General features: G+C 62.2%; 23 protein-coding genes. 11 read left to right on the top strand and 12 right to left on the bottom strand.

Going from position 1 to position 23,865, the window contains the following annotated elements:
* Positions 1 to 84: 84 nt before the first annotated feature.
* Positions 85 to 909: a shikimate dehydrogenase gene (gene aroE, locus ACYCCG_RS03670; protein ID WP_003253098.1), complete on the bottom strand. Its 825-nt coding sequence runs from the start codon at positions 907 to 909 to the stop codon at positions 85 to 87.
* A gap of 25 nt (positions 910 to 934) precedes the next feature.
* Positions 935 to 1,846, bottom strand: a complete 912-nt coding sequence (hemF, locus tag ACYCCG_RS03665; RefSeq protein ID WP_176682979.1) for an oxygen-dependent coproporphyrinogen oxidase — start codon at positions 1,844 to 1,846, stop codon at positions 935 to 937.
* A 134-nt stretch (positions 1,847 to 1,980) separates the two neighbouring features.
* Here hemF and ACYCCG_RS03660 point away from each other — a divergent pair, with 134 nt between their 5' ends.
* Complete coding sequence (locus tag ACYCCG_RS03660) at positions 1,981 to 2,958, top strand: NADPH:quinone reductase (protein ID WP_459669453.1); 978 nt, start codon at positions 1,981 to 1,983, stop codon at positions 2,956 to 2,958.
* Between the two features lie 126 nt (positions 2,959 to 3,084).
* Here the strand turns inward: ACYCCG_RS03660 and ACYCCG_RS03655 are convergent, their stop codons facing one another.
* The 4 genes from ACYCCG_RS03655 to dprA all read right to left on the bottom strand — a co-directional run bounded on the left by ACYCCG_RS03655 (position 3,085) and on the right by dprA (position 6,357).
* Entirely contained in the window at positions 3,085 to 3,402 is a 318-nt protein-coding gene (locus ACYCCG_RS03655) for a hypothetical protein (protein WP_020192348.1), read from the bottom strand.
* A gap of 428 nt (positions 3,403 to 3,830) precedes the next feature.
* Positions 3,831 to 4,325, bottom strand: coding sequence for a hypothetical protein (locus ACYCCG_RS03650; RefSeq protein WP_064492537.1), 495 nt, complete (start codon positions 4,323 to 4,325; stop codon positions 3,831 to 3,833).
* 334 nt (positions 4,326 to 4,659) lie between these two features.
* A complete protein-coding gene (locus tag ACYCCG_RS03645) occupies positions 4,660 to 5,217 on the bottom strand; it encodes an L-threonylcarbamoyladenylate synthase type 1 TsaC (RefSeq protein ID WP_014859478.1) in 558 nt (185 codons plus the stop codon).
* A 42-nt stretch (positions 5,218 to 5,259) separates the two neighbouring features.
* The gene (dprA, locus tag ACYCCG_RS03640) at positions 5,260 to 6,357 is read right to left on the bottom strand and encodes a DNA-processing protein DprA (protein WP_019436826.1); all 1,098 of its coding nucleotides are present in this window, start codon (positions 6,355 to 6,357) and stop codon (positions 5,260 to 5,262) included.
* A 206-nt stretch (positions 6,358 to 6,563) separates the two neighbouring features.
* On the opposite strand from dprA, the gene def reads away from it, so the two are divergent.
* Genes def through ACYCCG_RS03615 form a run of 5 tightly spaced genes read left to right on the top strand, consistent with a single transcriptional unit; the run spans position 6,564 to position 11,093 of the window.
* The gene (gene def / locus ACYCCG_RS03635) at positions 6,564 to 7,070 is read left to right on the top strand and encodes a peptide deformylase (RefSeq protein WP_003253111.1); all 507 of its coding nucleotides are present in this window, start codon (positions 6,564 to 6,566) and stop codon (positions 7,068 to 7,070) included.
* A gap of 60 nt (positions 7,071 to 7,130) precedes the next feature.
* Entirely contained in the window at positions 7,131 to 8,063 is a 933-nt protein-coding gene (fmt, locus tag ACYCCG_RS03630; RefSeq protein WP_209969005.1) for a methionyl-tRNA formyltransferase, read from the top strand.
* Positions 8,060 to 9,370, top strand: coding sequence for a 16S rRNA (cytosine(967)-C(5))-methyltransferase RsmB (gene rsmB / locus ACYCCG_RS03625; protein ID WP_459669449.1), 1,311 nt, complete (start codon positions 8,060 to 8,062; stop codon positions 9,368 to 9,370). The genes fmt and rsmB overlap by 4 nt, the downstream gene beginning before the upstream one ends.
* A gap of 23 nt (positions 9,371 to 9,393) precedes the next feature.
* Complete coding sequence (gene trkA / locus ACYCCG_RS03620; protein ID WP_010951472.1) at positions 9,394 to 10,767, top strand: Trk system potassium transporter TrkA; 1,374 nt, start codon at positions 9,394 to 9,396, stop codon at positions 10,765 to 10,767.
* An 11-nt stretch (positions 10,768 to 10,778) separates the two neighbouring features.
* Positions 10,779 to 11,093, top strand: a complete 315-nt coding sequence (locus ACYCCG_RS03615; RefSeq protein ID WP_014589214.1) for a tetratricopeptide repeat protein — start codon at positions 10,779 to 10,781, stop codon at positions 11,091 to 11,093.
* Positions 11,094 to 11,191: 98 nt separating this feature from the next.
* Here ACYCCG_RS03615 and ACYCCG_RS03610 read toward each other — a convergent pair whose 3' ends face one another.
* Positions 11,192 to 12,079, bottom strand: a complete 888-nt coding sequence (locus ACYCCG_RS03610; RefSeq protein WP_003253121.1) for a lysophospholipid acyltransferase — start codon at positions 12,077 to 12,079, stop codon at positions 11,192 to 11,194.
* A gap of 41 nt (positions 12,080 to 12,120) precedes the next feature.
* Positions 12,121 to 12,672, bottom strand: a complete 552-nt coding sequence (locus ACYCCG_RS03605) for a DNA-3-methyladenine glycosylase I (RefSeq protein ID WP_209969012.1) — start codon at positions 12,670 to 12,672, stop codon at positions 12,121 to 12,123.
* Positions 12,673 to 12,755: 83 nt separating this feature from the next.
* Here ACYCCG_RS03605 and glyQ point away from each other — a divergent pair, with 83 nt between their 5' ends.
* The 4 genes from glyQ to ACYCCG_RS03585 are packed head-to-tail and all read left to right on the top strand — an operon-like array spanning position 12,756 to position 17,117.
* Positions 12,756 to 13,703: a glycine--tRNA ligase subunit alpha gene (glyQ, locus tag ACYCCG_RS03600; protein ID WP_003253126.1), complete on the top strand. Its 948-nt coding sequence runs from the start codon at positions 12,756 to 12,758 to the stop codon at positions 13,701 to 13,703.
* A complete protein-coding gene (gene glyS / locus ACYCCG_RS03595; RefSeq protein ID WP_176682974.1) occupies positions 13,700 to 15,754 on the top strand; it encodes a glycine--tRNA ligase subunit beta in 2,055 nt (684 codons plus the stop codon). Before glyQ ends, glyS begins: the two co-directional genes overlap by 4 nt.
* Positions 15,755 to 15,757: 3 nt before the next feature.
* Positions 15,758 to 16,285, top strand: a complete 528-nt coding sequence (gene gmhB / locus ACYCCG_RS03590) for a D-glycero-beta-D-manno-heptose 1,7-bisphosphate 7-phosphatase (protein WP_176682973.1) — start codon at positions 15,758 to 15,760, stop codon at positions 16,283 to 16,285.
* Positions 16,286 to 16,331: 46 nt separating this feature from the next.
* Entirely contained in the window at positions 16,332 to 17,117 is a 786-nt protein-coding gene (locus ACYCCG_RS03585; protein ID WP_209969016.1) for a lysophospholipid acyltransferase family protein, read from the top strand.
* 177 nt (positions 17,118 to 17,294) lie between these two features.
* On the opposite strand, the gene ACYCCG_RS03580 is transcribed toward ACYCCG_RS03585, so the two are convergent.
* Both ACYCCG_RS03580 and ACYCCG_RS03575 read right to left on the bottom strand, forming a co-directional pair.
* Positions 17,295 to 18,914 (bottom strand): MFS transporter, encoded by a 1,620-nt coding sequence (locus ACYCCG_RS03580; RefSeq protein WP_176682971.1) that lies wholly within the window; start codon positions 18,912 to 18,914, stop codon positions 17,295 to 17,297.
* 97 nt (positions 18,915 to 19,011) lie between these two features.
* Positions 19,012 to 20,658, bottom strand: a complete 1,647-nt coding sequence (locus ACYCCG_RS03575; RefSeq protein ID WP_209969019.1) for a GMC family oxidoreductase — start codon at positions 20,656 to 20,658, stop codon at positions 19,012 to 19,014.
* A 231-nt stretch (positions 20,659 to 20,889) separates the two neighbouring features.
* Between ACYCCG_RS03575 and ACYCCG_RS03570 the strand changes: the two genes are divergently transcribed.
* The gene (locus ACYCCG_RS03570) at positions 20,890 to 21,777 is read left to right on the top strand and encodes a LysR family transcriptional regulator (RefSeq protein ID WP_021784548.1); all 888 of its coding nucleotides are present in this window, start codon (positions 20,890 to 20,892) and stop codon (positions 21,775 to 21,777) included.
* Here the strand turns inward: ACYCCG_RS03570 and ACYCCG_RS03565 are convergent.
* Together ACYCCG_RS03565 and ACYCCG_RS03560 are read right to left on the bottom strand one after the other, a co-directional pair.
* Complete coding sequence (locus tag ACYCCG_RS03565) at positions 21,766 to 22,584, bottom strand: TSUP family transporter (RefSeq protein ID WP_176682969.1); 819 nt, start codon at positions 22,582 to 22,584, stop codon at positions 21,766 to 21,768. The genes ACYCCG_RS03570 and ACYCCG_RS03565 overlap by 12 nt on opposite strands.
* Positions 22,581 to 23,849: an NAD(P)/FAD-dependent oxidoreductase gene (locus ACYCCG_RS03560; protein WP_459669444.1), complete on the bottom strand. Its 1,269-nt coding sequence runs from the start codon at positions 23,847 to 23,849 to the stop codon at positions 22,581 to 22,583. Before ACYCCG_RS03560 ends, ACYCCG_RS03565 begins: the two co-directional genes overlap by 4 nt.
* Positions 23,850 to 23,865: the final 16 nt, after the last annotated feature.

Here is a 23,865-nt window from a genome sequence, read left to right as displayed (position 1 = left end):
CGCTCCCACAGCGGATCGGCGTACGACGTACTTTGTGGGAACGGCCTTGCGTCGCGATAGGGCCGCAAAGCGGCCCCGGCCATCTCAGCCCCGAGCGAGTTGCCGGCGCAGTTCAGCCAACACCGGCGCCGTATCCGGCCTCACGCCACGCCAGATAAAGAAGGCTTCAGCCGCCTGCTCGGCCAGCATCCCCAACCCATCCAGCACCTTGGCAGCCCCCAGCTTGGTCGCCCACTGGCAAAACGGCGTCGGCTCCTTGCCATACATCATGTCGTAGCAAACCGTACGACCCGCCTCGACCAGGCTGTCGGCAATCGGTGGTAATTCCCCGGCCAGGCTCGCCGAGGTGGCGTTGATGATCACATCCACAGGTTCCTGCAACCAGGCAAACCCGCTGGCCACCACCGGCCCCAGTTCATCGAACTCGCGCGCCAGCTGCTCGGCCTTTTCCACAGTACGGTTGGCAATCACCAGCGACTGCGGCTTGTGCGCCAGAATAGGCTCCAGCACGCCGCGCACGGCGCCACCGGCACCGAGGATGAGAATGCGCTTGCCCGCCAGCTCGACCCCGGCATTCACCGTCAGGTCGCGCACCAGGCCAGCGCCGTCGGTGTTGTCGCCCTGCAGGGTGCCATCAGCCAGCTTGCTCAGCGTGTTCACTGCGCCTGCGCGCCGGGCACGCGGGGTCAGGCTGTCGCACAGGCGGTAAGCCTCTTCCTTGAACGGCACGGTGACGTTGCCGCCACTGCCTTGCTTGAAGAAGCCGCGCGCGCAGTCGCTGAATTCGTCCAGCGGCGCCAGCAGCGTGGCATATTCCAGGTCCTGACCGGTCTGCTCGGCGAACAGGCGGTGGATCAGCGGCGACTTGCTGTGGCCGATGGGGTTACCAAAAACGACGTACTGGTCCATGACGGCTCCTTGTTTATCCACAGGCTTACTGGCCGAGCCAGTCGCGGTCCTGCAGGAAATACTCTGTCAGGCGCGCCTCTTCACTACCAGGCGCGGCCTTCCAGTCATAGCCCCAACGCACCTGCGGTGGCAGCGACATGAGGATGGATTCGGTGCGGCCACCGGATTGCAGGCCGAACAGGGTGCCACGGTCGTAGACCAGGTTGAACTCCACGTAGCGGCCGCGGCGGTATTCCTGGAACTCGCGCTGCTGCGGGGTGTAGGGCGTGTTCTTGCGGCGCTGGACGATCGGCAGGTAGGCGTCGACGAAGGCATCGCCAATGGCGCGGATGAAGGCGAAGCAAGTGTCGAAGTCCCACTCGTTCAGGTCATCGAAGAACAAGCCGCCAATACCCCGTGGCTCGCCACGGTGCTTGAGGTGGAAGTAGCGATCGCACCAGGCTTTATAGCGTGGGTACACGTCGGCGCCAAACGGCGCGCAAGCCTGCTCGGCCACTCGGTGCCAATGAATGCAGTCTTCTTCGTTGCCATAGTATGGCGTCAGGTCAAAGCCGCCGCCGAACCACCATACGGCCTCTTCACCTTCCTTTTCGGCGATGAAGAAGCGAACGTTGGCGTGGGAAGTGGGCACATGCGGGTTGTGCGGGTGTATCACCAGCGACACGCCCAAGGCTTCGAAACCACGGCCTGCCAGTTCGGGGCGGTGGGCACTGGCCGACGGCGGCAGGCCGGCACCAAACACATGGGAGAAGTTGACCCCACCTTTTTCGATCACTTTGCCCTCACCGATAACCCGCGTGCGGCCCCCGCCACCGGCTTCGCGCACCCAGGCGTCCTCGACGAAGCGGGCACCGCCGTCTTCTGTTTCGAGGGCAGAGCAGATGCGGTCTTGCAGGTCGAGCAGGTAGGCTTTCACGGCCTCGGTGCGGCTAGTCATCGGGTCACCAGGAACGGGCAGGGAAGAATTCGCCGCGTAGCATACCACCGCCAGCGCGCGCGCCGCAGTTGACGACGACCAAGCAAAGGCGTCCGATAGAAGGCCTTTCCCGATCCCGACTACAGGAGTGCGAGATGGCCAAGCGTATCCAGTTCAGCCAGCATGGCGGCCCGGAAGTGCTGCAGTTTGTGGAGTTCGAACCCACCCCGCCCGGGCCACAACAGGTGCGTGTGCGTAACCATGCGATCGGCCTGAACTTCATCGACACCTACTTCCGAAGCGGGCTGTATGCGCCGCCGTCCCTGCCTTCTGGCCTGGGTACCGAAGCGGCAGGTGTGGTAGAGGCCGTGGGCGAAGGCGTGTCCCGGCTGAAGGTAGGAGACCGTGTGGCACATGCCGGCGGCCCGCTGGGCGCCTACAGCGAGGTGCATACGCTACCGGAAGCCAACCTGGTCAAGCTGCCGGACACCATCAGCTTCGAGCAGGCGGCGGCGGTGATGCTCAAGGGTTTGACCGTACAGTACCTGCTGAAGCAGACCTATGAGGTGAAGGCGGGTGATGTGATCCTGTTCCATGCCGCAGCCGGTGGTGTAGGGTCGCTGGCCTGCCAGTGGGCCAAGGTCCTGGGCGCCAAGCTGATCGGCACCGTGAGCTCTGCCGAGAAGGCAGAGCGGGCCAAGGCGCTGGGGGCTTGGGCGACCATCGACTACAGCCGTGAAGATGTGGCCAAGCGCGTACTGGAGCTGACCGACGGCAAGAAATGCCCGGTGGTGTATGACGGCGTGGGTGCCGACACCTGGCTGACCTCGCTGGACTGCCTGCGCCCGCGTGGGTTGATGGTGAGCTTTGGCAATGCTTCCGGTGCGGTGAGCGGGGTGAACCTGGGGATCCTGGCGCAAAAGGGCTCGCTGTATGTCACCCGGCCGACCTTGGCCACCTATGCCAACAATGCCGAGAACACCCAGGCCATGGCCGATGACCTGTTTGCGATGATTGCGAGCGGGAAGCTGGTTGTGGATATCCAGCAGCGGTATCCACTGAGCGAGGCGGCCCAGGCGCAGGCAGAGCTGTCGGCGCGGCGGACTGTAGGATCGACTGTACTAATCCCCTGAGCCACACACATTCATGTAGGAGCGGGTTTACCCGCGAAGAAGCCACCGCGATGGATGGCACCGGCTTTGCCGGTGTTCGCGGGCAAGCCCGCTCCCACAGGTACTGCGTCGGCTTCGATAGCTTCGCTACGCCTGTGAGGGTCGGTTTGTCGGCGGTGGAGTCGACTCGATGCCATCGAGTATCGCCTCGATCACACCCTCAGCCATCTCAATCGCATGCAGGTTCGACCAGAACATGCCACGGCCTTCCTCACGCATGTAGTCCAAAGCTTTGTAGCCGGTTTCGTAAGCGCTGCGCAGGTACAGGGCTACGTGGACCAGAGCGTCCTCGGCAGAAATGTTTGGGTTGACGGTGAAGAGTGGATCGTGGCCGGCATCGCAGCGGCCGAAGGGGCGGGTGGAGGTGCATGGGAGAGGTGGATCGGGGACTATTTTCTTCATCATTGGAAAATGCTCCTCAAGGCCGCCAACCTTCACTACCACGTGAATGGGTGGCGACTGTACGCGAGGTGGTAGACCCGGGCATTTTCCAATCCAGGCAGGCTCGAAAGCCTCCCACGCACAGCCACCATAGACTGTCATGGAAAAAATGCATCCGGGCTACCACACCCGATCGCCAAGTTATTCGGCGACGGATAGAGCCTAGAGGCAGAGGTTCCCACTTAGAAGGTGATGGAAGGAGACGCGGGTCGTAGGATATTTCCGAAGTGCCCAGCTGGACAGACATTTTGGCAAAAATCAGAAAACCCTGATCACTTAGAAAGCCACAGAAGGCCCATCTATAGCACGCGAGAAAAAGATCCCGGCTTGACCGTACAGATTCGGAAGCGTAGCCTTTCTGCTTGAGGATGTGCTGGTGCGCCGGTTGAGTTTCAAGTTATCCGGGCGAGTGCATCCCCGCCATTTAGGCCGCTTAAGCGGCCTTTATTTTTTGGCTTGTTTCTATCCCCTTTCGGGATGATGGAATAGAGCTCTGCCTTGGGCTTGCGGGCCGTCAGTTCAAAAATCGCCTCATCGAAGACCTCGTTACCATAGCCATCATCGCGACCAAACGTGCTGCGAAGGGCAGTCATGTGCGTGGCACTTTTCCAGATCGACGTCGCAGCCAGTGCTGCCTTGATCTGCAGAATCATGTCATCGATGGTGTAACCATCTCGTACTACCCGGCTTCTGTAGGCATGGCTACCGATGAAAACGATGCCTGGGTCCTCAAGCTGTGGCAAATCCTGCCCGTCCTTCTGCCTATTGATCGCGTCAAACTGATCAGCGGTGAACCTACCAATTTCCACCGCCCTGACCCGGTGGTTGGACGCAAGCTGCTCAAGATTCGCCCTTATCAGGTACTCGGCATTTTCGAATAGCGGCATGTTCCCCAGTACTCCCGCCGATTGGCGACGGTTCTTGCTAGCGTCAAAGATCGAGCGCCGCACGTGCGACGCATGGCTAGCAAGCTAGGGGCTGGGGTTTATACAGGGAAGGTGAAGACTGTGGACGCAGGGAGTAAGAAATTTCCCAAACTCAGTACCGGACAGCCATTCGAGACATAATCAGAAAAATCTGCGGTGAATTGGCCCTAACCTCGTGGGAGCGGGCATGCCCGCGAACACGGGCGAAGCCCGTGCCAGGCACTGAGTTGTATTCTTCGCGGGCGCGCCCGCTCCCACAGGGGCCCGAGTCCCGAGCCAGGCCTGTGGATTGCTATCAACCCGGGCGAACGACTTCGCCGGTTGCCAGGTTGCGAATCACACTCGGGTTCTTCCGCCCGCCCAGCGCACCACCCAGCACCAGGTCCAACTGGCCATGGAAGTACTGCTCAACCCGCAAGCGGGTCTTCGCCGCCGGGCGCCCGCCAGGGTTGCACGAGGTGGAAATCAACGGCCCCACCAGCGCGCACAGCTCACGCACCACCGGGTGATCACTGACCCGCAGCGCCACCGTGTCATGCTGCCCGGTCACCCATTCGGGCAACAGGTCCTGGTGCGGCACCAGCCAGGTGTTCGGCCCCGGCCAGGTGCTGCTCATGCGGTCGATCCAGTCTTCGGGGAAGTCCTCGAACAGGAAGTCGAACTGACGGATGTTATCAGCGATCAGAATCAGCCCTTTATCCACAGGACGCGACTTCAGCGCCAACAGGCGATACACCGCGTCCTCGTTCCATGGGTCGCAGCCCAGGCCCCAGACCGCTTCCGTCGGGTAGGCGATCACCGCGCCCGCCCGGATCTCACGTGCGGCTTGTTGCACACGAAAACTGCTCACCATTGCTGTTTCTCCGCCTATATACCTTGCATGTGAGCAGTGTACTTAGCCCGCGCGGGCAAACCAACGCCCGGCTTCATTGCTGACCCGGCCTTCCAGCTCCAGCTCGGTCAACTGCGCCAGCACGTCGGCCAGCGGCTGCTCGCTACAGTGGGCCAGGCTTTCACTGGTCTGGGGGGCGGCATGCAGCAGGGCAAGCAGGGGATGGTCGAACCTGTCCACAACCGCAGGCGGCAGGTTCTGCCAACCCTGCAAGCTTTCCAGAATCTGCTCCACAGTTTCCACCAGCAGCGCCCCATCACGAATCAGCTGGTGACAGCCCTTGGCCCCCGGGTGATGAATGGAGCCCGGAATGGCGTACACCTCGCGGCCTTGTTCCGCCGCCAGACGCGCCGTGATCAGCGAGCCGCTGGCGAGGCTCGCCTCGACCACCAGCACACCGAGCGACAGCCCACTGATGATGCGGTTGCGCCGGGGGAAGTTGCCGGGCAGCGGCCCGGCATCCAGGGGATACTCGGAAACCAGCGCGCTGCCGTTGTCGATCATCGCCTGCGCAAGGTCCCGATGGCGCTGTGGATAAAGTTTTTGCAACCCCGTCCCGAGCACGGCAATCGTGCCGCCGCCAGCCTGCAACGCGGCCCGATGAGCGGCACCGTCGACCCCCACCGCCAGCCCGCTGGTAATGGTGAAGCCGGCCTGCGCGAGGTAGCGGGAAAATGCCCGAGCGGTGTCGAGCGCCGGGGGTGTGGCACGTCTGCTGCCCACGATGGCCAGCTGAGGGCGATCGAGCAAGGCAGGTTCGCCAGCGACAAAAAGCAGCGGCGGGGCATCGTCGATTTCTGCCAGCAAGGCTGGGTAGTCTGGGCCGTCCCACATCAGCAAATGCTGGCCAGGGCGCTCCAGCCAAGCCATTGCAGCCAGTGCGCCATCGCGTACCTCGGCACTGCGCCGGGCATCGATGGTGGCTTGGGGAATGCCCAACGCTCGCCAGGCCGAAGCGGGAGCACTGAGCGCGGAGGAGGCACTGCCGAAGGCTTCGAGCAACGTTCGAAAGCGCCGCAGTCCAGCCTCGGGGAGGCGATGCAGGCGTAAGCGTGCCTCCAGTTCGGCAGGCGGGCAGGGCGACGAATGGTGACTGGGCATTGAGATCATCCTTGATCGAAACAGGGCCATTTACGTGGCACAAGCTGTGGATAACTCTGTGAGTAACACTTTGAAAAGCTGTCCATTGATTGGGGGCTATCAAGCCCATAGTCACCCTAGACGAGCTTGCCAGGTGCCGAAATCCCCGTTTCCCTTTATTATGTGTGCTCAGTTTTCAACCGAACGCACAGTGACTGCCTGACCTTATGGCCATCTTGAACATTCTCGAATTCCCGGACCCGCGCCTGCGCACCCTCGCCAAACCGGTGACGGAGTTCGACGACGCCCTGCGTCAGCTGATCGACGACATGTTTGAAACCATGTACGAAGCCCCTGGCATCGGCCTGGCCGCTACCCAGGTGAACGTGCACAAGCAGGTTGTGGTCATGGACCTCAGCGAAGACCGCAGCGAACCGCGCGTCTTCATCAACCCGTCGGTCGAAGAGCTGACCCATGACATGGGCCAGTACCAGGAGGGCTGCCTGTCGGTACCGGGCTTCTACGAGAACGTCGACCGCCCGCTGCGTGTCCGGGTCAAGGCCCAGGACCGCGACGGCAAGCCGTTCGAACTGGAATGCGAAGGCCTGCTGGCAGTGTGCGTACAGCACGAATTCGACCACCTCAACGGCAAGCTGTTCGTCGACTACCTGTCGCAGCTCAAGCGCGACCGGATCAAGAAGAAGCTGGAAAAGCAGCACCGCCAGCAAGCCTGATCCCCACCTTCCTGAAGGCTTGCTCCGGCAAGCCTTTTTCTTTTTTGAAGCGAGAACTCCATGCGCATCGTCTTTGCAGGCACTCCAGAGTTTGCCGCCGAACACCTCAAGGCCCTGCTCGACAGCCCCTACGAGATCGTGGCCGTCTACACCCAGCCCGACCGCCCGGCCGGCCGTGGCCAGAAGCTGATGCCAAGTGCGGTCAAGGCACTGGCCGTGGCCCATGACATCCCGGTGTTCCAGCCGCAGACCCTGCGCAACGCCGATGCGCAGGCCGAACTGGCCGCACTGAAACCAGACCTGATGGTAGTGGTCGCCTACGGCCTGATCCTGCCGCAGGTGGTGCTGGATATCCCGCGTCTGGGTTGCATCAACAGCCACGCTTCCCTGCTGCCACGCTGGCGCGGTGCCGCGCCGATCCAGCGTGCCGTGGAAGCTGGCGACGCCGAAAGCGGCGTGACCGTGATGCGCATGGAGGCCGGCCTGGACACCGGCCCGATGCTGCTCAAGGTAGTCACCCCGATCAGCGCCGACGACACCGGCGGCACCTTGCACGATCGCCTGGCCGAAATGGGCCCGCCCGCAGTCATTCAGGCCATCGCCGGCCTGGCTGACGGTTCGCTGCAAGGTGAAGTACAGGACGATGCCCTGGCCACCTACGCGCACAAACTGAACAAGGACGAAGCGCGTATCGACTGGACCCGCCCGGCTGTCGAGCTGGAACGCCTGATCCGCGCCTTCAACCCATGGCCGGTGTGTCACAGCACTCTGGATGGTGAAAGCGTCAAGGTGCTGGCCGCCAACCTGTCCACAGGCCAAGGCGCCCCAGGCGAGATACTTTCCGCCAGCAAGGACGGCCTCGTAGTTGCGTGCGGTGACCAAGCCCTGAGCCTGACCCGCCTGCAACTGCCTGGCGGCAAGGCATTGAGCTTCAGTGATCTGTTCAACAGCCGCCGCGAGAAGTTCGCCGCTGGCAAGGTGCTGGGCCAATGAACCCACGCCTCGCCGCCGCCCGTGCGCTGGCCGCTGTGCTCAGCGGCAAGGCTTCGCTGAACAGCTCGCTGCCGGCGCAACTGGACAAGGTAGATGAACGCGACCGCGGCCTGACCCAGGACCTGGCGTTCGGCACCGCACGCTGGCAGCCACGCCTCGACCTGCTGGCCGCACAGCTGCTGCAAAAGCCCTTCAAGGCAGCCGATGCCGATGTTCAGGCGCTACTGCTGGTCGGCCTGTACCAGCTGTTCTACACCCGCATTCCGGCCCATGCCGCCATCGGCGAGACCGTGGGCTGTGCCGACAAGCTGAAGAAGCCGTGGGCCAAGGGCCTGCTCAATGCCTTGCTGCGCCGAGCCCAGCGCGAAGGCGAGGAACTGCTCGCCGGCATGGAGCGCGACCCGGTGGTGCGTACCGCCCACCCGCGCTGGTTGCAGAAGGCGCTGAAAGCCTTCTGGCCGGAGCAGTGGGAAGCCATCTGCACCGCCAACAATGCCCACCCGCCGATGATTCTGCGGGTCAACCGCCGTCACCATAGCCGCGATGCCTACCTGGCACTGCTGGCCGAAGCCGGCATTGGCGCCAGCGCATGCCAGTACAGCCGGGATGGCATCGTGCTGGCCGAAGCCTGCGATGTGCGTGGCCTGCCGGGCTTCGCCGAAGGCTGGGTGAGCGTGCAGGACGAAGCCGCGCAGCTAGCTGCCGACCTGCTGGAACTGGCCCCCGGCCAACGCGTGCTCGATGCTTGCTGCGCACCGGGCGGCAAAACCTGCCACCTGCTGGAGGCCGAGGCCGGCCTGGCGCACGTCGTTGCCATCGATCTCGAAGCCAAGCGGCTGACCCGCGTGCGAGAAAACCTCGACCGCCTGCAACTGGATGCCGAGCTGATCGCCTGCGATGCCCGCGACACTGCCAGCTGGTGGGACGGCAAGCCATTCCAGCGCATTCTGCTCGACGCGCCGTGCTCGGCCACTGGCGTGATTCGCCGCCACCCGGACATCAAACTGGCCCGCCAAGCCGACGACATCCCGGCTTTGGCCACGCTGCAAGGCGAACTGCTCGATGCCCTGTGGCCGACCTTGGAAGTGGGCGGCATGCTGCTATACGCCACCTGCTCCACCTTGCCGACCGAGAACACTGAAGTGATCAAAGCCTTCCTCGCGCGCACCCCGGGCGCCCGTGAGCTGGACCTGGCGACCGAAGCCGGCCTGCGCCAGCCCCACGGCCGTCAACTGCTGGCCCAGGAAGGCGGCCACGACGGTTTCTACTATGCCAAGCTGATCAAGATCGCCGCCTCGCGCGGATAAGAACAAAGGATAGGGAGTAGCGCATGAAGATCATCATCCTCGGCGCAGGGCAGGTAGGCGGTACGCTGGCTGAACACCTGGCCAGTGAAGCCAACGACATTACCGTGGTCGACACCGACGGCGACCGCCTGCGCGACCTCGGCGACCGCCTGGACATCCGCACCGTCCAGGGCCGCGGTTCGCTGCCGACGGTGCTGCGTCAGGCCGGTGCCGACGACGCCGACATGCTGGTGGCGGTAACCAACAGTGACGAGACCAACATGGTTGCCTGCCAGGTGGCCTATTCGCTGTTCCATACCCCGACCAAGATTGCACGGGTGCGCGAATCGTCCTACCTGACCCGCGAAGAGCTGTTCGACAACGACCATATCCCGGTCGACGTTCTGATCAGCCCCGAGCAGGTGGTGACCAATTACATCAAGCGCCTGATCGAACACCCAGGCTCGCTGCAGGTGATCGACTTCGCCGAAGGTAAGGCCCAACTCGTGGCAGTGAAGGCCTACTATGGCGGCCCGCTGGTCGGCCAGCAGTTGCGCCAGATCCGAGCGCACATGCCCAACGTCGACACCCGCGTGGCGGCCATCTTCCGCCGCGACCGGCCGATCACCCCGCGTGGCGATACGGTGATCGAAGCCGACGACGAGGTGTTCTTCATTGCCGCGAAGAAGGATATCCGCGCGGTGATGGGCGAACTGCGCCGCATCGACGAGACTAATAAACGCATTGTCATCGCCGGCGGCGGGCAGATTGGCGAGCGCCTGGCGGAAGCCATCGAAAGCCGATATCAGGTGAAGATCATCGAGATGAGCCCGGCGCGTTGTCGGCACCTCTCCGATACCCTCGAAAGCACTGTAGTGCTGCAGGGCAGCGCCTCTGACAAAGACCTGATGCTCGAAGAGAACATCGCCGACGCCGATATTTTCCTGGCCCTGACCAACGATGACGAAGCCAACATCATGTCGTCCTTGCTGGCCAAGCGCCTGGGCGCAGGCAAGGTGATGACCATCATCAACAACCCGGCTTATGTCGACCTGGTGCAGGGCGGCGATATCGACATTGCCATCAGCCCGCAGCTCGCCACCATCGGCACCCTGCTGGCGCACGTCCGTCGCGGCGACATCGTCAGTGTGCACTCGCTGCGCCGTGGTGCAGCCGAGGCTATCGAGGCGGTGGCACACGGGGACTCGAAGTCGAGCAAGGTGGTCGGCAAGGCAATCGAGGACATCACGCTGCCACCGGGCACCACGATTGGTGCGATCATCCGTGATGAAGAGGTGATGATTGCCCATGACGACACCATGATCGAATCAGGGGACCATGTGATCCTCTTCGTTGTGGATAAAAAGCATATTCGCGATGTGGAGAAGCTGTTCCACGTCGGCTTGAGTTTCTTCTAGGAGAAGAGGGCATGCGCGAATCGCTGGAGAAGATGCTGGCCAAAGGTGTGGATAACCCGCTGCTGAGGTTTGGCCTGGGCAAGGCCTGGCTGGATGAAGGCAACGGCGCTGAAGCAGCGGTGCACCTGGCGCGCTGTGTAGAGCAGGATCCGAAATACTCGGCAGCGTGGAAGCTGCTGGGCAAGGCCTATCAGTTGCAGGGCGACCTGGCGGCGGCGCGCAAAGCGTGGGAAGACGGGATCGTGGCGGCGCAGGCTCATGGTGACAAGCAGGCCGAAAAAGAGATGACCGTATTCCTGAAGAAGCTCAACAAAGCAGCGGGTTGACTCGGCCCTTGTAGGAGCGGGTTTACCCGCGAATGCGTCGGTGAATCCAACATCGCATTCGCGGGTAAACCCGCTCCTACCAGAGGGCGGTGAATGGCTTAATACCAGCGCGGCTCGCCAGCCGGGCGCTTCTTGAAGCGCTTCATGCTCCACATGTACTGGCTCGGGTACTCACGCACATAGCGCTCGACCACCTTGCTCATCGCCGCCGCCGATACGTTCACATCGGTGCTGTACATCTCTTCCGGAGCAGCTTCGAGGAACACCTTGAAGCCCGAGCCATCCGGCAACCGCAGCGCATGCAGGAACACGCCTACCGCCTTGCCACCGGCCAGCATGTTCGGCACGAACTTGCTGGTCAGCGCCTGGGTGCCAAGGAACGGCACGAACACGCCCGCCGATTCCGCCGGCTCCGGGTCGGCAGGAATACCCACCTGGCCACCACGGCGCACTTCCTTGATCACGCTGAGGATGCCTTCCTTGGTCGACGGCGCCACGCGATTGCCCATCTGCACGCGCTGCTCGCGCAGCAGATCATCCACCGCCTTCAGCTTCGGCGGGCGGTAGAAGATGATCGGTTTGCACTGGTTGCAGTAGAAGTGGTTCAGCACTTCCCAGTTGCCCAGGTGGCTGGTGATGCCGACCACGCCTTTACCCGAGGCCAAAGCCTGCTCCAGCACTTCCAGGCCATGCACTTCCTTGACCAGCTCCAGCGAGCGCTGCGGCGGCCAGATCCAGGCACAGGCACTTTCGACAAAGGATTTACCGATATCCCGCAGCGCCTGGCCAACCAGTTGCTCACGGGCAACCGGGTCCATCTCCGGGAAACATTTGGCCAGGTTGATTCGTACCACGTTGCGCGAACTGTTGGGGATTTTCCACATCAGCCAGCCAATACCGGCGCCGACACGCTGCACAGCGCCCCAGGGCAGCTTGGCAAACAGGCGCAGCACCCCGACCATCAGGGCGCCTTTGAACTTTTCCACAGGCGAATTCCTTATTTCAGCAAGGCGCGCATTGTAACCCCTCAGCGCAACAAGGCGGCGTAGCGATCGCAGTCGGTGGTGTGGTCCATGACCATGCCCGTGGCCTGCATGAAGGCGTAGCAGATGGTCGGACCGACGAACGTGAAGCCAGCTTTCTGCAGGGCCTTGCTCATTGCCTTGGCTTCATCGGTAACCGCCGGCACCTCGCCACGCGCCTTGAAGTGGTTGATCTTCGGCGAGCCGCCGACGAACGACCACAGCCATTCGGCAGGGTTATCCACAGCAAGCCAGGCTTGGGCGTTGCGCCTTGCGGCCTTGAGCTTGAGGCGATTGCGGATGATGCCTGCATCCTGCATCAATTCTTCGATACGTTCGTCGCTCATGGCCGCCAGCTTTACGGGGTCGAAGCCGTACATCACCTGGCGATAACGCTCGCGTTTGCGCAAAACGGTAATCCACGAAAGCCCCGCCTGGAACCCTTCGAGCAAAAGCATCTCGAAGAGCAACGCCGGGTCGCGCTGTGGCATTCCCCATTCCTGGTCGTGGTAGGCCTGGTACAACGGATCGTCGGTACACCAAAAGCAGCGTGGCATAAGGCTCCAATGAGTAGAGGGCGAGGCGAATCAGGTTATACTCCCGCTCTTTACATCCGCATCCCCAGATACAGGTGAATTTCGTGAGCCAGCCTACGCCAGCCGTGCGTACCTTCCAAGACCTGATCCTCGCCCTGCAGAACTACTGGGCGGCTCAAGGTTGTGTGGTACTTCAGCCCTACGATATGGAAGTAGGCGCCGGCACTTTCCACACCGCTACATTCCTGCGCGCCGTGGGTCCAGAAACCTGGAACGCCGCCTATGTGCAGCCTAGCCGTCGTCCTGCCGACGGGCGGTATGGCGAAAACCCCAACCGCTTGCAGCACTACTACCAGTTCCAGGTGGTGCTCAAACCGAACCCGGCCAACTTCCAGGAGCTGTACCTCGGCTCGTTGAAAGCCATCGGCCTGGATCCGCTGGTGCACGACATTCGTTTCGTCGAAGACAACTGGGAATCGCCGACCCTCGGCGCCTGGGGTCTGGGCTGGGAAATCTGGCTCAACGGCATGGAAGTCACCCAGTTCACCTACTTCCAGCAGGTAGGCGGCATCGAGTGCTACCCGGTCACCGGTGAAATCACCTACGGCCTGGAGCGCCTGGCCATGTACATCCAGGGCGTCGATTCGGTGTACGACCTGGTATGGGCCGACGGCCCGTTCGGCAAGGTCACCTACGGCGACGTGTTCCACCAGAACGAGGTGGAGCAGTCGACCTACAACTTTGAACATGCCAACGTCGACAAGCTGTTCGAACTGTTCGATTTCTACGAAAGCGAAGCCAACCGGCTGATCAAGCTGGAGCTGCCGCTGCCGACCTATGAAATGGTCCTGAAGGCTTCGCACACCTTCAACCTGCTGGACGCCCGCCGCGCCATCTCGGTAACCGAGCGCCAGCGTTACATCCTGCGTGTACGTACCCTGGCCCGGGACGTGGCGCAAAGCTATCTGCAAGCCCGCGCACGCCTGGGCTTCCCGATGGCCACCCCTGAACTGCGTGACGAAGTGTTGGCTAAGCTGGAGGCTGCACAATGAGTGCTCAAGATTTTCTGGTAGAACTGGGCACCGAAGAGCTGCCACCCAAGGCCCTCGCCAACCTCGGCGACGCCTTCCTGGCCGGTATCGAAAAAGGCCTGCAGGCTGCTGGCCTGAACTACACCGCCAAGCAGGTGTACGCCGCGCCGCGTCGTCTGGCCGTACTGATTCGCCAGCTGGACGTGCAGCAGCCTGACCGCAGCATCAACATCGACGGCCCGCCCCTGCAGGCAGCCTTCAACGCCGAAGGCGAGCCGACCCAGGCTGCGCTGGGCTTCGCCAAGAAGTGCGGTGTTGAACTGGCCGAAATCGACCAGAGCGGCCCCAAGCTGCGCTTCTCCCAGCACATCCCGGGCAAGGCCACCACAGACCTGCTGCCGACCATCGTCGAAGATTCGCTGAACGACCTGCCGATCCCCAAGCGCATGCGTTGGGCGACCAGCCGTGAAGAGTTCGTACGCCCGACCCAATGGCTGGTAATGCTGCTGGGCGACCAAGTGGTCGACTGCACCATTCTGTCGCAGAAGGCAGGCCGTGAATCCCGTGGCCACCGCTTCCACCATCCGGAATCCGTGGTCATCACCACCCCGGCCAACTATGTCGAGGACCTGCGTAAAGCTTACGTGCTGGCCGACTTCGCCGAGCGCCGCGAGCTGATCAGCAAGCGTACCGCCGAGCTGGCCATGCAGCAGGAAGGCACGGCCATCGTGCCGCCGGCGCTGCTGGACGAAGTGACTGCTCTGGTCGAATGGCCAGTGCCGCTGGTGTGCTCGTTTGAAGAGCGTTTCCTTGAGGTGCCGCAGGAAGCCCTGATTACCACCATGCAGGACAACCAGAAGTACTTCTGCCTGCTGGACAGCGAAGGCAAGCTGCTGCCGCGTTTCATCACCGTGGCCAACATCGAAAGCCGCGATCCGAAGCAGATCGTGCAAGGCAACGAAAAGGTCGTGCGCCCACGCCTGACCGACGCCGAGTTCTTCTTCAAGCAGGACAAGAAGCAGCCACTGGAAACCTTCAACGAGCGCCTCAAGAACGTGGTGTTCCAGGCTCAGCTCGGCACCGTGTACGACAAGGCCGAACGTGTTTCCAGGCTGGCCGCCTTCGTCGCCCCGCTGATCGGCGGCGACGCCCAGCGCGCTGGCCGTGCCGGCCTGCTGTCGAAGTGCGACCTGGCCACCGAGATGGTCGGCGAATTCCCTGAAATGCAGGGTGTTGCCGGTTACTACTACGCGCTCAACGACGGTGAGCCGGAAGATGTAGCCCTGGCCCTGAACGAGCAGTACATGCCGCGCGGTGCAGGCGCCGAGCTGCCGCAGACCCTGACCGGTGCTGCCGTGGCCATCGCCGACAAGCTCGACACCCTGGTGGGCATCTTCGGCATCGGCATGCTGCCTACCGGCAGCAAGGACCCGTACGCCCTGCGCCGTGCTGCTCTGGGCGTGCTGCGTATCCTGATCGAGAAGCAACTGGACCTGGACCTGACCGGTGCGGTCGAGTTCGCGGTCAAGCAGTTCGGCGCCAAGGTCAAGGCCGCCGGCCTGGCCGAGCAAGTACTGGAGTTCATTTTCGACCGTCTGCGCGCGCGTTACGAAGACGAAGGCATCGATGTGGCCACGTACCTGTCGGTACGTGCACTGCAGCCAGGCTCCGCGCTGGACTTCGACCAGCGCGTACAAGCCGTGCAGGCGTTCCGCAAACTGCCGGAAGCCGAGGCCCTGGCTGCGGTGAACAAGCGCGTGTCGAACCTGCTGAGCAAGGCCGAAGGTGCCATCGCCGAGCAGGTCGAACCGAAGTACTTCGACAATGCCAACGAGTTTTCCCTGTACTCGGCCATCCAGCAGGCCGACCAGGCCGTGCAGCCGATGGCTGCGGCACGTCAGTACAGCGAATCGCTGGCCCGCCTGGCGGCCCTGCGTGACCCGGTCGATGCCTTCTTCGAGGCGGTCATGGTCAACGCCGAAGACGCCAAGGTGCGTGCCAACCGTTATGCCCTGCTCAGCCGTCTGCGCGGCCTGTTCCTGGGTGTGGCTGACATTTCGCTGCTGGGGTAAGCCTTGAAACTGCTGATTCTCGACCGTGACGGGGTGATCAACTACGACTCCGATGCGTACATCAAGACGCTGGAAGAATGGGTGCCGATCCCCGGTTCGGTCGATGCGATCGCGCAGTTGAGCAAGGCGGGCTGGACGGTGGCCGTGGCCACCAACCAGTCCGGCATTGCCCGTGGCTACTACCCGCTGGCAACCCTCGAAGCCATGCACGCGCGCCTGCGCGCGCTGGTGGCCGAGCAGGGCGGCGAGGTGGGCCATATCGTGTATTGCCCGCATGGGCCGGACGAAGGGTGCGATTGCCGCAAGCCCAAGCCCGGCATGCTGCGGGCGATCGCCGAGCATTACCAGATCGGCCTGAAAGGCGTCTGGTTCGTCGGCGACAGCAAAGGTGACCTGGAGGCCGCCCTGGCCGTCGGTGCACAACCCGTGCTGGTGAAGACCGGCAAGGGCGAGCGGACCCTGGAAAAAGGTGTCCCGGAAACTACACTGATTTTCGACGATCTGGCAGCTATCGCCAGAGAACTAATTTAAACAGTGCGCCTTTTGGCGCATTTTTCACAGGCGGGCATGCCCCGCAATGGTACAAGCCACTATGTCGATCCTGCAGGCGATCAGAATCTTTCTTTTTTACCTGCTGCTGGGCACCAGTTCGCTGCTGTGGTGCTCGCTGAGCTTCTTCGTCGCGCCGTTCCTGTCGTTCCCCAAGCGCTACAAGTTCATCAACGTGTACTGGTGCCGCTGCGCGCTGTTTCTGGTGCGCACCATCCTGGGCATCGACTACAAGATCACTGGCGCCGAGAACGTGCCAGCTGAGCCTTGCGTGATTCTGTCCAATCACCAGAGCACCTGGGAAACCTTCTTCCTGTCGCAGTACTTCTCTCCGCTAAGCCAAGTGCTCAAGCGCGAACTGCTGTATGTACCGTTCTTCGGCTGGGCCATGGCCATGCTGCGGCCCATCGCGATCAACCGCGACAACCCCAAGGAAGCGCTGCGCCAGGTGGCGAGCAAGGGTGACGAACTGCTCAAGCAGAAGACGTGGGTGCTGATTTTCCCAGAAGGCACCCGTGTGCCGTTCGGCACCATCGGCAAGTTCTCCCGCGGCGGTACCGCACTTGCCGTGAATGCCGGGCTGCCGGTGCTGCCGATTGCCCACAACGCCGGCAAGTTCTGGCCCAAGACCGGTTGGGGCAAGCGTGCCGGTACAATCGAAGTGGTCATTGGCGAACCGATGTACGCCAACGGCACTGGGCCACGGGCCATCGCCGAACTCAACGACCGCGCTGCAGCCTGGAACGAAGCGACCCAGCGGGCCATGGGATCGCTGCCGCCAGCAGAGGAAAAACCTCAGGAGCAGATGGCATGATTTTCTGTGGATAACTTGTGTGCAGTTTTTGGATTAAATGCTTGAATTGATAGCTAAGCCTTTGAATTTGCTATTTATTTTTATGTATGAAATTTTTCTGAAAACCGTGCATAAGTTTTTTTGAGGCATAAGAAAACCGGCTTTTACAGCCGGTTTTTTTATGGCATGTGGACAGCATCAGACTTTGTCGATATCGACATCCTTGGTTTCTTTCAGACAGAAGATCCCTACTACCAGGCTGATCCCGGTCACCAGCACCGGGTACCACAGCCCGTAGAAGATATCCCCGGTGTAGACCACCAGCGCGAACGATACGGTAGGCAGGAAACCACCGAACCAGCCGTTACCAATGTGGTAGGGCAGTGACATCGAGGTGTAGCGGATGCGGGTCGGGAAGAGCTCGACCATCACCGCCGCCAACGGACCATAGGTCATGGTCGCGATCAGGATCATCGCCACGATCAGGACCACCACCATTACCTGGTTGACCTGCGCAGGGTCAGCCTTGGCCGGGTAACCAGCCTGCTCGATTGCAGTGCGCATGGCAGTTTCGTCAAAGCCGTTGATGGTCTTGTCACCGATGTTCACCACCACATCACTGCCGGCCACGCTTACCGAGCTGTACGGTAGACCCTGCTTGACCAGGAAGGTCTTGACCTTGTCGCACGGGCTGTCGAAACGAGCCTTGCCCACTGGGTCGAACTGGAATGTGCAGCCTTGCGGGTCGGCGGTGACCACGATCGGCGCCTGACGGCTGGCGGCGTCGATCTGTGGGTTGGCGTAGTGGCTTAGCGCCTTGAACAGTGGGAAGTACAGTACCGTGGCGAGCAACAGGCCAAGCATCAGGATCGGCTTGCGGCCGATACGGTCGGACAACCAGCCGAAGAACACGAAGAACGGCGCGCCAATCACAACGCTGATGATGAGCAGGGTGTTGGCCTGAGCCGAGTCCATTTTCAGCATCTGGGTCATGAAGAACAGAACGTAGAACTGCGCCGTGTAGAAGGTCACGGCCTGCCCCGCGTTGATGCTGAACAGGGCGGTAAGCACCACTTTCAGGTTTGGCCAGGAGGTGAACGACTCACGGATGGGCGACTTGCTGACCTTGCCCTGAGCCTTCATTTTCACAAAGGCCGGCGACTCGTGCATGCTCATGCGAATCCAGGTGGAGATCGCCAGCAGCACGATCGACAGCAGGAACGGCAAGCGCCAGCCCCAGGTTTCGAACTGGTCGCCACTGATATACCGGCTACCCAGCACCACCAAGAGCGACAACAACAGGCCCAGCGTTGCGGTGGACTGGATGAAACCGGTGTGTAAACCACGCTTGCCGGGCGGCGCATGCTCTGCCACGTAAGTGGCTGCACCGCCATACTCGCCGCCCAGCGCCAGCCCCTGAAGCATGCGCAGGATCACCAGGATGATCGGTGCGGCGATGCCGATGCTGGCGTAGGTGGGCAACAACCCCACAGCGAAAGTGGACAGGCCCATCAGCACGATGGTGACCAGGAAAGTGTACTTGCGCCCGATCATGTCACCCAGGCGGCCGAACACCAGCGCGCCAAACGGCCGCACCAGAAAGCCTGCAGCAAAGGCCATAAGGGCGAAGATGAAAGCGGTGGTATCGTTCACGCCAGCGAAGAACTGCTTGCTGATGACCGCTGCCAACGCACCATAGAGAAAAAAGTCATACCACTCGAAAACCGTCCCGAGGGATGACGCGAAAATGATCTTGCGTTCTTCACGGCGGCTGGGGCTGCTGGCCACCGCATCCTGCTCTTGGATGTAATCCGACATCGTTGCTGTCCTCGGCCGTTAGGCCACAGTGATTATTCTTGTTGTTCCACTGTCGGCGACTTCTGACCGCAAGCCGCCGGTACTGCACGCACCCGGGTCAGGGCGTCGGTAACGCGTCTTGGTTCAGGTAGGTCTGGGTAGCAGCTCCTTTGAGGATCAGTTGCGCCGCCTTTTCGGCGATCATCAGGGTGGGGGAACACGTATTGCCGGAAGTTATCTGCGGCATGATCGAAGCATCGGCTACACGTAGACCGGGGATGCCATGCACGCGCAGCTGGTTATCCACAACGTCCATGGCACCGTTGCCCATGCGACAGGTACCGACTGGGTGGAAGATGGTGGTGCCGATCTTGCCAGCGGCCTCGAACAGTTCTTCCTCGCTTTGCAGCGCTGGGCCCGGCAAATACTCCTTGGGCTCGAAAGCGGCGAGGGCAGGGGCCTGGACGATGCGCCGGGTCAGGCGAATGGCATCGGCAGCAACCCGCAAGTCCTGGGGAGCACTGAGGTAATTGGGATCGATCAGCGGCGTGCTGTTCATGTCGGTGCTGCAGATGTCGATGCGCCCACGGCTGGCCGGGCGCAGGTTGCACACCGAGGCAGTAAAGGCCGGGAACTGATGCAACGGCTCACCGAAGCGTTCCAGTGACAGCGGCTGTACGTGATACTGAAGGTTGGCGGTGGCCTGTTCGGGGCTTGAACGCACGAACGCGCCTAACTGGCTCGGCGCCATGGCCAGGGGCCCGCTACGGTCGTAGAGATAACGCAGGCCCATGCCCATCTTGCCCCATAGGCTGTTGGCCATCTGGTTCAAGGTGCGGGTGTTGCGGATCTGGTAGATCAGGCGTAGTTGCAGGTGGTCCTGCAAGTTGCCACCAACGCCGGGCATATCGTGGCGAACACCAATGCCCAAGCTTTCCAGCAACTGACGCGGGCCGATGCCGGAGCGCTGGAGGATGCCCGGTGAACCAACCGCCCCAGCACAGAGGATGATCTCGCGGCGCGCTGCAAACTCATGCCAGGCCCCTTGCCAGAGCGCCTTCACCGCCCTTGCGCGGGTGCTGTCGAGCAGTACCTGGTCAACCTGCACGCCAGTCAGCACGGTGAGGTTGGCGCGATCCTTGATCGGCCGCAGGAAGGCTTTGGAAGCGTTCCAACGTACACCACTGCGCTGGTTGACCTGAAAATATCCACAACCCTGGTTGTCGCCGGTGTTGAAATCCTCGACCTTGCCAATACCGCTCTGCTCGGCGGCATCACGGAAAGCATCAAGGATCGGCCAGCTGTAGCGTTGGCGCTCGACCCGCCATTCGCCCTCCGCGCCATGGTGCTCGCTGGCGCCGGCAAAGTGGTTTTCGCTGGCCTTGAACAGCGGCAACACATCTTTCCACGCCCAGCCGTCGTTGCCTTGCGCGGCCCAATGGTCATAGTCGGCGGCTTGGCCCCGCATGTAGATCATGCCGTTGATCGAAGAACAGCCACCTAGCACCTTGCCCCTTGGATAACCCAAAGCGCGACCACCGAGGCCAGGCTGTGCCTCGGTCTTGAAGCACCAGTCGGTGCGCGGGTTGCCGATGCAGTAGAGGTAACCGACGGGGATGTGGATCCAGGGATAATTGTCACGGCCACCCGCCTCCAGCAGCAGCACGCGGCAGGAAGGGTCGGCGGACAAACGATTGGCCAGCAGGCATCCGGCGGGACCGGCCCCTACCACCACGTAGTCGAAGACAGAATCGGCTGACGGCATGTGCAACCTCGCGCCTGTTTTTTATTCTTGTCCCGGTCCATCTTAGTGAGTAATTTCGTGGTGGAAACACGAGATTTCGCGCAGCCGCTGTGCGTTTTAGCACAGTGGCAAGCCTGTACCGACCTCTTCGCGGGCGCTCCCGCTCCCAACGGGACCACGTTGCCTTCAGGATGTTCAGCGCACCTGGACTGCCCGCGAAGAGGCCGGAACGAACTGCCAAAAAGGACAAGCATGTTCGACTGGAACGATCTGCGGTTTTTCCTCGAGTTGCAGCGCAGCGGCCGCCTGCTGACTGCCGCCAAGCGCCTGAACACGACCCACAGCACCGTGGCCCGGCATATCGAGAGCATCGAGCAGAGCCTGGGAACCGCGCTGTTCGTGCAGCATGCCCAGGGTTACGAGCTGACCCCCTCGGGCCAAGCCCTGCTCAAGCATGCCGAAGCCATGGAAAACGTCGCCCTGCTGGCGCAGGAAGAAATCACCCAGGCCATCACCCCGCTGGGCAAGATTCGCCTGGGGGTGACCGAAGGCATCGGCATCATGTTCTTCACCCCGCGCATGAACGCGTTGTTCGAGCGCTACCCCGGCCTGGAAGTGGAGTTGGTGGCGGTGCCGCGTTTCGTCAGCATCCTCAACCGCGAGGCAGAAATCAGCATCCATCTGGAGCGGCCCAACGCCGATCTGCTGATCACCCGCAAACTCACCGACTACCGCTTGGCGCTATACGCCAGCCAGGACTACCTGGACCGCGCGCCGCCATTGCGCCACCGCGAAGACCTGGCCCGGCACAGCTGGATCGGCTACGTCGACGATTTGCTGTTCAGCCAGGAACTGCTGTTTCTCAACAGTTTCTGCCGAGCACCCAACGTGGTGTTTCGCAGCACCAGCGTGATCGCCCAGCAAGCCGCTGCCCGCGCAGGGCTGGGCATCGCCGTGCTGCCCAATTACATGGCGCGCCACGACCCGACACTGGTGCGCGTGCTGCCGGGTGAGACCATCCAGCGCAGCTACTGGATCTGCACCCGCCGCGAGCTGCACAAGTCTGTGCGCCTGCGGGTGGTGTGGGACTACCTGCTGGCGTTGTGCGCGGCCGAACAGAGCGAGCTGCTAGCCCAGTAGCGCCTTGCCCGCCAACAACAGGGCAGCGACCCAACCTGCCACGGCAAACATCTGCTGCAGGCGCGGCCCGGCCAACCTGGCTGCCAAGGGTCGCGCCAGCAGCAGGCCGAGCACCGCGCCGACGGCAAACGGGGCGCCAACCTGCCAGTGCATGACGCCTGCAAGGCTGGCGCTGACCACACTGCCGGTAGAGACCAAGGCAATCACCGCCAGCGAGGTGGAGACGATGCTTGCCATGCGCAGGTTGGTGTAGCGGTTCAGGGCCGGGATAATGACGAACCCCCCACCCACGCCGAGCAGACCGGACAACAACCCGGACAGGGCCCCCGTGAATGCCAGTGCGCGCGCGCAGGGCAGGGTCCAGCGCAAACGCCCCTGCAGAGGGTTCAGCACACACGGCTCGATAAAGCGATGGGCGTCATGGGCTTCGCCACGCAGTTCTTTGGCCGCCTTGCGCCAGATGCGCAGGCAGGCATAAACCAGCACCCCGGCGAACGCCAACTGCAACGGTGTATTCGGCAGGCGGTGCGCCAGCATCAGCCCGAACGGCGCTGCTGCCACACCAACCAACGCAATGAACAGCGCGGCCCGATAACGCACCAGCCCTTGTCGCAAGCCCAGCACTGCGCCAACCGCCGCAGCCAAACCAACAGCCAACAGGCCGACCGGTGCCGCCTCGACCATCGATAGCCCCAGGCCGAACACCAGCAAAGGTACAGCGAGAATGCCACCGCCTGCGCCGGTCAGTGCCAGCACCGCGCCGATGATTGCGCCCAGGCCCGCTCCTAACAGTTGATGCTCGATCACTGCCCACCCTCGGCTACCAGTTGCGGGCGTGCCAACCACTCGCGCCCCTTGAGCATGCCTTGCCAGTACAACGGTGGTAGCGCCTGTGCTTTGAGCAGCCAGGCCAAGCGTGTTGGCTTGCGGCCATCCAGCAACCAATTGGGGAAGCTCGGTGCCAGTTTGCCGCCATAGGTGAACTCGGCCAAGACGATCTTGCCGCGCTCAACGGTAAGTGGGCACGAGCCATAGCCGTCGTACTGGGCCAGGGTTGCCAGCCTGCCCAGTGCCACCAGCACATTGTTGGCGACCACCGGTGCCTGCTTGCGGGCCGCCGCGGCGGTCTTGGCGTTGCTGGTGTTAGCCACGTCACCCAGGGCATGAACGTTGGTGTATTTGCGATGGCGCAGGGTATGCGGATCGACGTCGACCCAGCCGGAGCTATCGGCCAAGGGGCTTTCGCGAATGAAGTCTGGCGCCACCTGTGGTGGTACCACGTGCAGCATGTCGAAGGCCTCGATCCGCGTTTCGCTGCTGCCATCGGGCAAGGTACGCAGGAATGTAGCGCGCTTGCCCGGGCCGTCTACGGCAACTAGCCGGTGGGAGAAGTTGAGGTCGACGGCGTATTTTTCGATGTACTTCATCAGCGCGGGCACGTAGTCGGCGACACCGAACAGTACGGCACCCGCATTGTAGAAGCTGGCTTTCACCGCCCCCAAATGACCATGGCGCAGCCAGTGGTCGCAAGACAGATACAGCGCCTTCTGTGGTGCACCGGCGCACTTGATCGGCATGGGCGGCTGGCTGAACACCGCGCGTCCTTGCTTGAGCTTCTGCACCAGTTCCCAGGTATAGGGCGCCAGGTCGTAGCGATAGTTGGAGGTGACACCGTTGCGGCCCAGGGTCTCGCTAAGCCCATCGATGGCTGCCCAGTCCAGCTTGAGGCCGGGGCAGACGATCAGCTGTTCATAGCTGATGGTGCGACCATCATCGAGGATGACCAGTTGACCCAACGGGTCGAATCTCTGTACCCGCGCCTTGATCCAGCGAACACCGCGAGGAATGGTCGACGCCATGGTGCGGGCAGTGCTTGGGGCCTTGAACACACCGGCGCCGACCATGGTCCAGCCGGGTTGGTAGTAGTGCACTTCGGCAGGGTCGATCAAGGCGACGTCCAACGATGGGTCGCGGCTGATCAGACTGGAAGCAGTGGCGATACCGGCGGCACCGGCACCGACGATGACCACCTTGTGGTGGTCGGTATTGGCAGGGGACAACAAGGCAGGCATGGCGGCAAATCCTGGA

This window comes from Pseudomonas sp. VEM90, from assembly GCF_054611535.1.
This window is presented reverse-complemented; position numbering and strand designations above follow the sequence as displayed.

Coding starts and splice junctions, on each gene's coding strand:
- aroE (WP_003253098.1), bottom strand. CDS start 909: ATGGACCAGTACGTCGTTTTTGGTAACCCCATCGGCCACAGCAAGTCG.
- hemF (WP_176682979.1), bottom strand. CDS start 1,846: ATGACTAGCCGCACCGAGGCCGTGAAAGCCTACCTGCTCGACCTGCAA.
- ACYCCG_RS03660 (WP_459669453.1), top strand. CDS start 1,981: ATGGCCAAGCGTATCCAGTTCAGCCAGCATGGCGGCCCGGAAGTGCTG.
- ACYCCG_RS03655 (WP_020192348.1), bottom strand. CDS start 3,402: ATGATGAAGAAAATAGTCCCCGATCCACCTCTCCCATGCACCTCCACC.
- ACYCCG_RS03650 (WP_064492537.1), bottom strand. CDS start 4,325: ATGCCGCTATTCGAAAATGCCGAGTACCTGATAAGGGCGAATCTTGAG.
- ACYCCG_RS03645 (WP_014859478.1), bottom strand. CDS start 5,217: ATGGTGAGCAGTTTTCGTGTGCAACAAGCCGCACGTGAGATCCGGGCG.
- dprA (WP_019436826.1), bottom strand. CDS start 6,357: ATGCCCAGTCACCATTCGTCGCCCTGCCCGCCTGCCGAACTGGAGGCA.
- def (WP_003253111.1), top strand. CDS start 6,564: ATGGCCATCTTGAACATTCTCGAATTCCCGGACCCGCGCCTGCGCACC.
- fmt (WP_209969005.1), top strand. CDS start 7,131: ATGCGCATCGTCTTTGCAGGCACTCCAGAGTTTGCCGCCGAACACCTC.
- rsmB (WP_459669449.1), top strand. CDS start 8,060: ATGAACCCACGCCTCGCCGCCGCCCGTGCGCTGGCCGCTGTGCTCAGC.
- trkA (WP_010951472.1), top strand. CDS start 9,394: ATGAAGATCATCATCCTCGGCGCAGGGCAGGTAGGCGGTACGCTGGCT.
- ACYCCG_RS03615 (WP_014589214.1), top strand. CDS start 10,779: ATGCGCGAATCGCTGGAGAAGATGCTGGCCAAAGGTGTGGATAACCCG.
- ACYCCG_RS03605 (WP_209969012.1), bottom strand. CDS start 12,672: ATGCCACGCTGCTTTTGGTGTACCGACGATCCGTTGTACCAGGCCTAC.
- glyS (WP_176682974.1), top strand. CDS start 13,700: ATGAGTGCTCAAGATTTTCTGGTAGAACTGGGCACCGAAGAGCTGCCA.
- ACYCCG_RS03585 (WP_209969016.1), top strand. CDS start 16,332: ATGGTACAAGCCACTATGTCGATCCTGCAGGCGATCAGAATCTTTCTT.
- ACYCCG_RS03580 (WP_176682971.1), bottom strand. CDS start 18,914: ATGTCGGATTACATCCAAGAGCAGGATGCGGTGGCCAGCAGCCCCAGC.
- ACYCCG_RS03575 (WP_209969019.1), bottom strand. CDS start 20,658: ATGCCGTCAGCCGATTCTGTCTTCGACTACGTGGTGGTAGGGGCCGGT.
- ACYCCG_RS03570 (WP_021784548.1), top strand. CDS start 20,890: ATGTTCGACTGGAACGATCTGCGGTTTTTCCTCGAGTTGCAGCGCAGC.
- ACYCCG_RS03560 (WP_459669444.1), bottom strand. CDS start 23,849: ATGCCTGCCTTGTTGTCCCCTGCCAATACCGACCACCACAAGGTGGTC.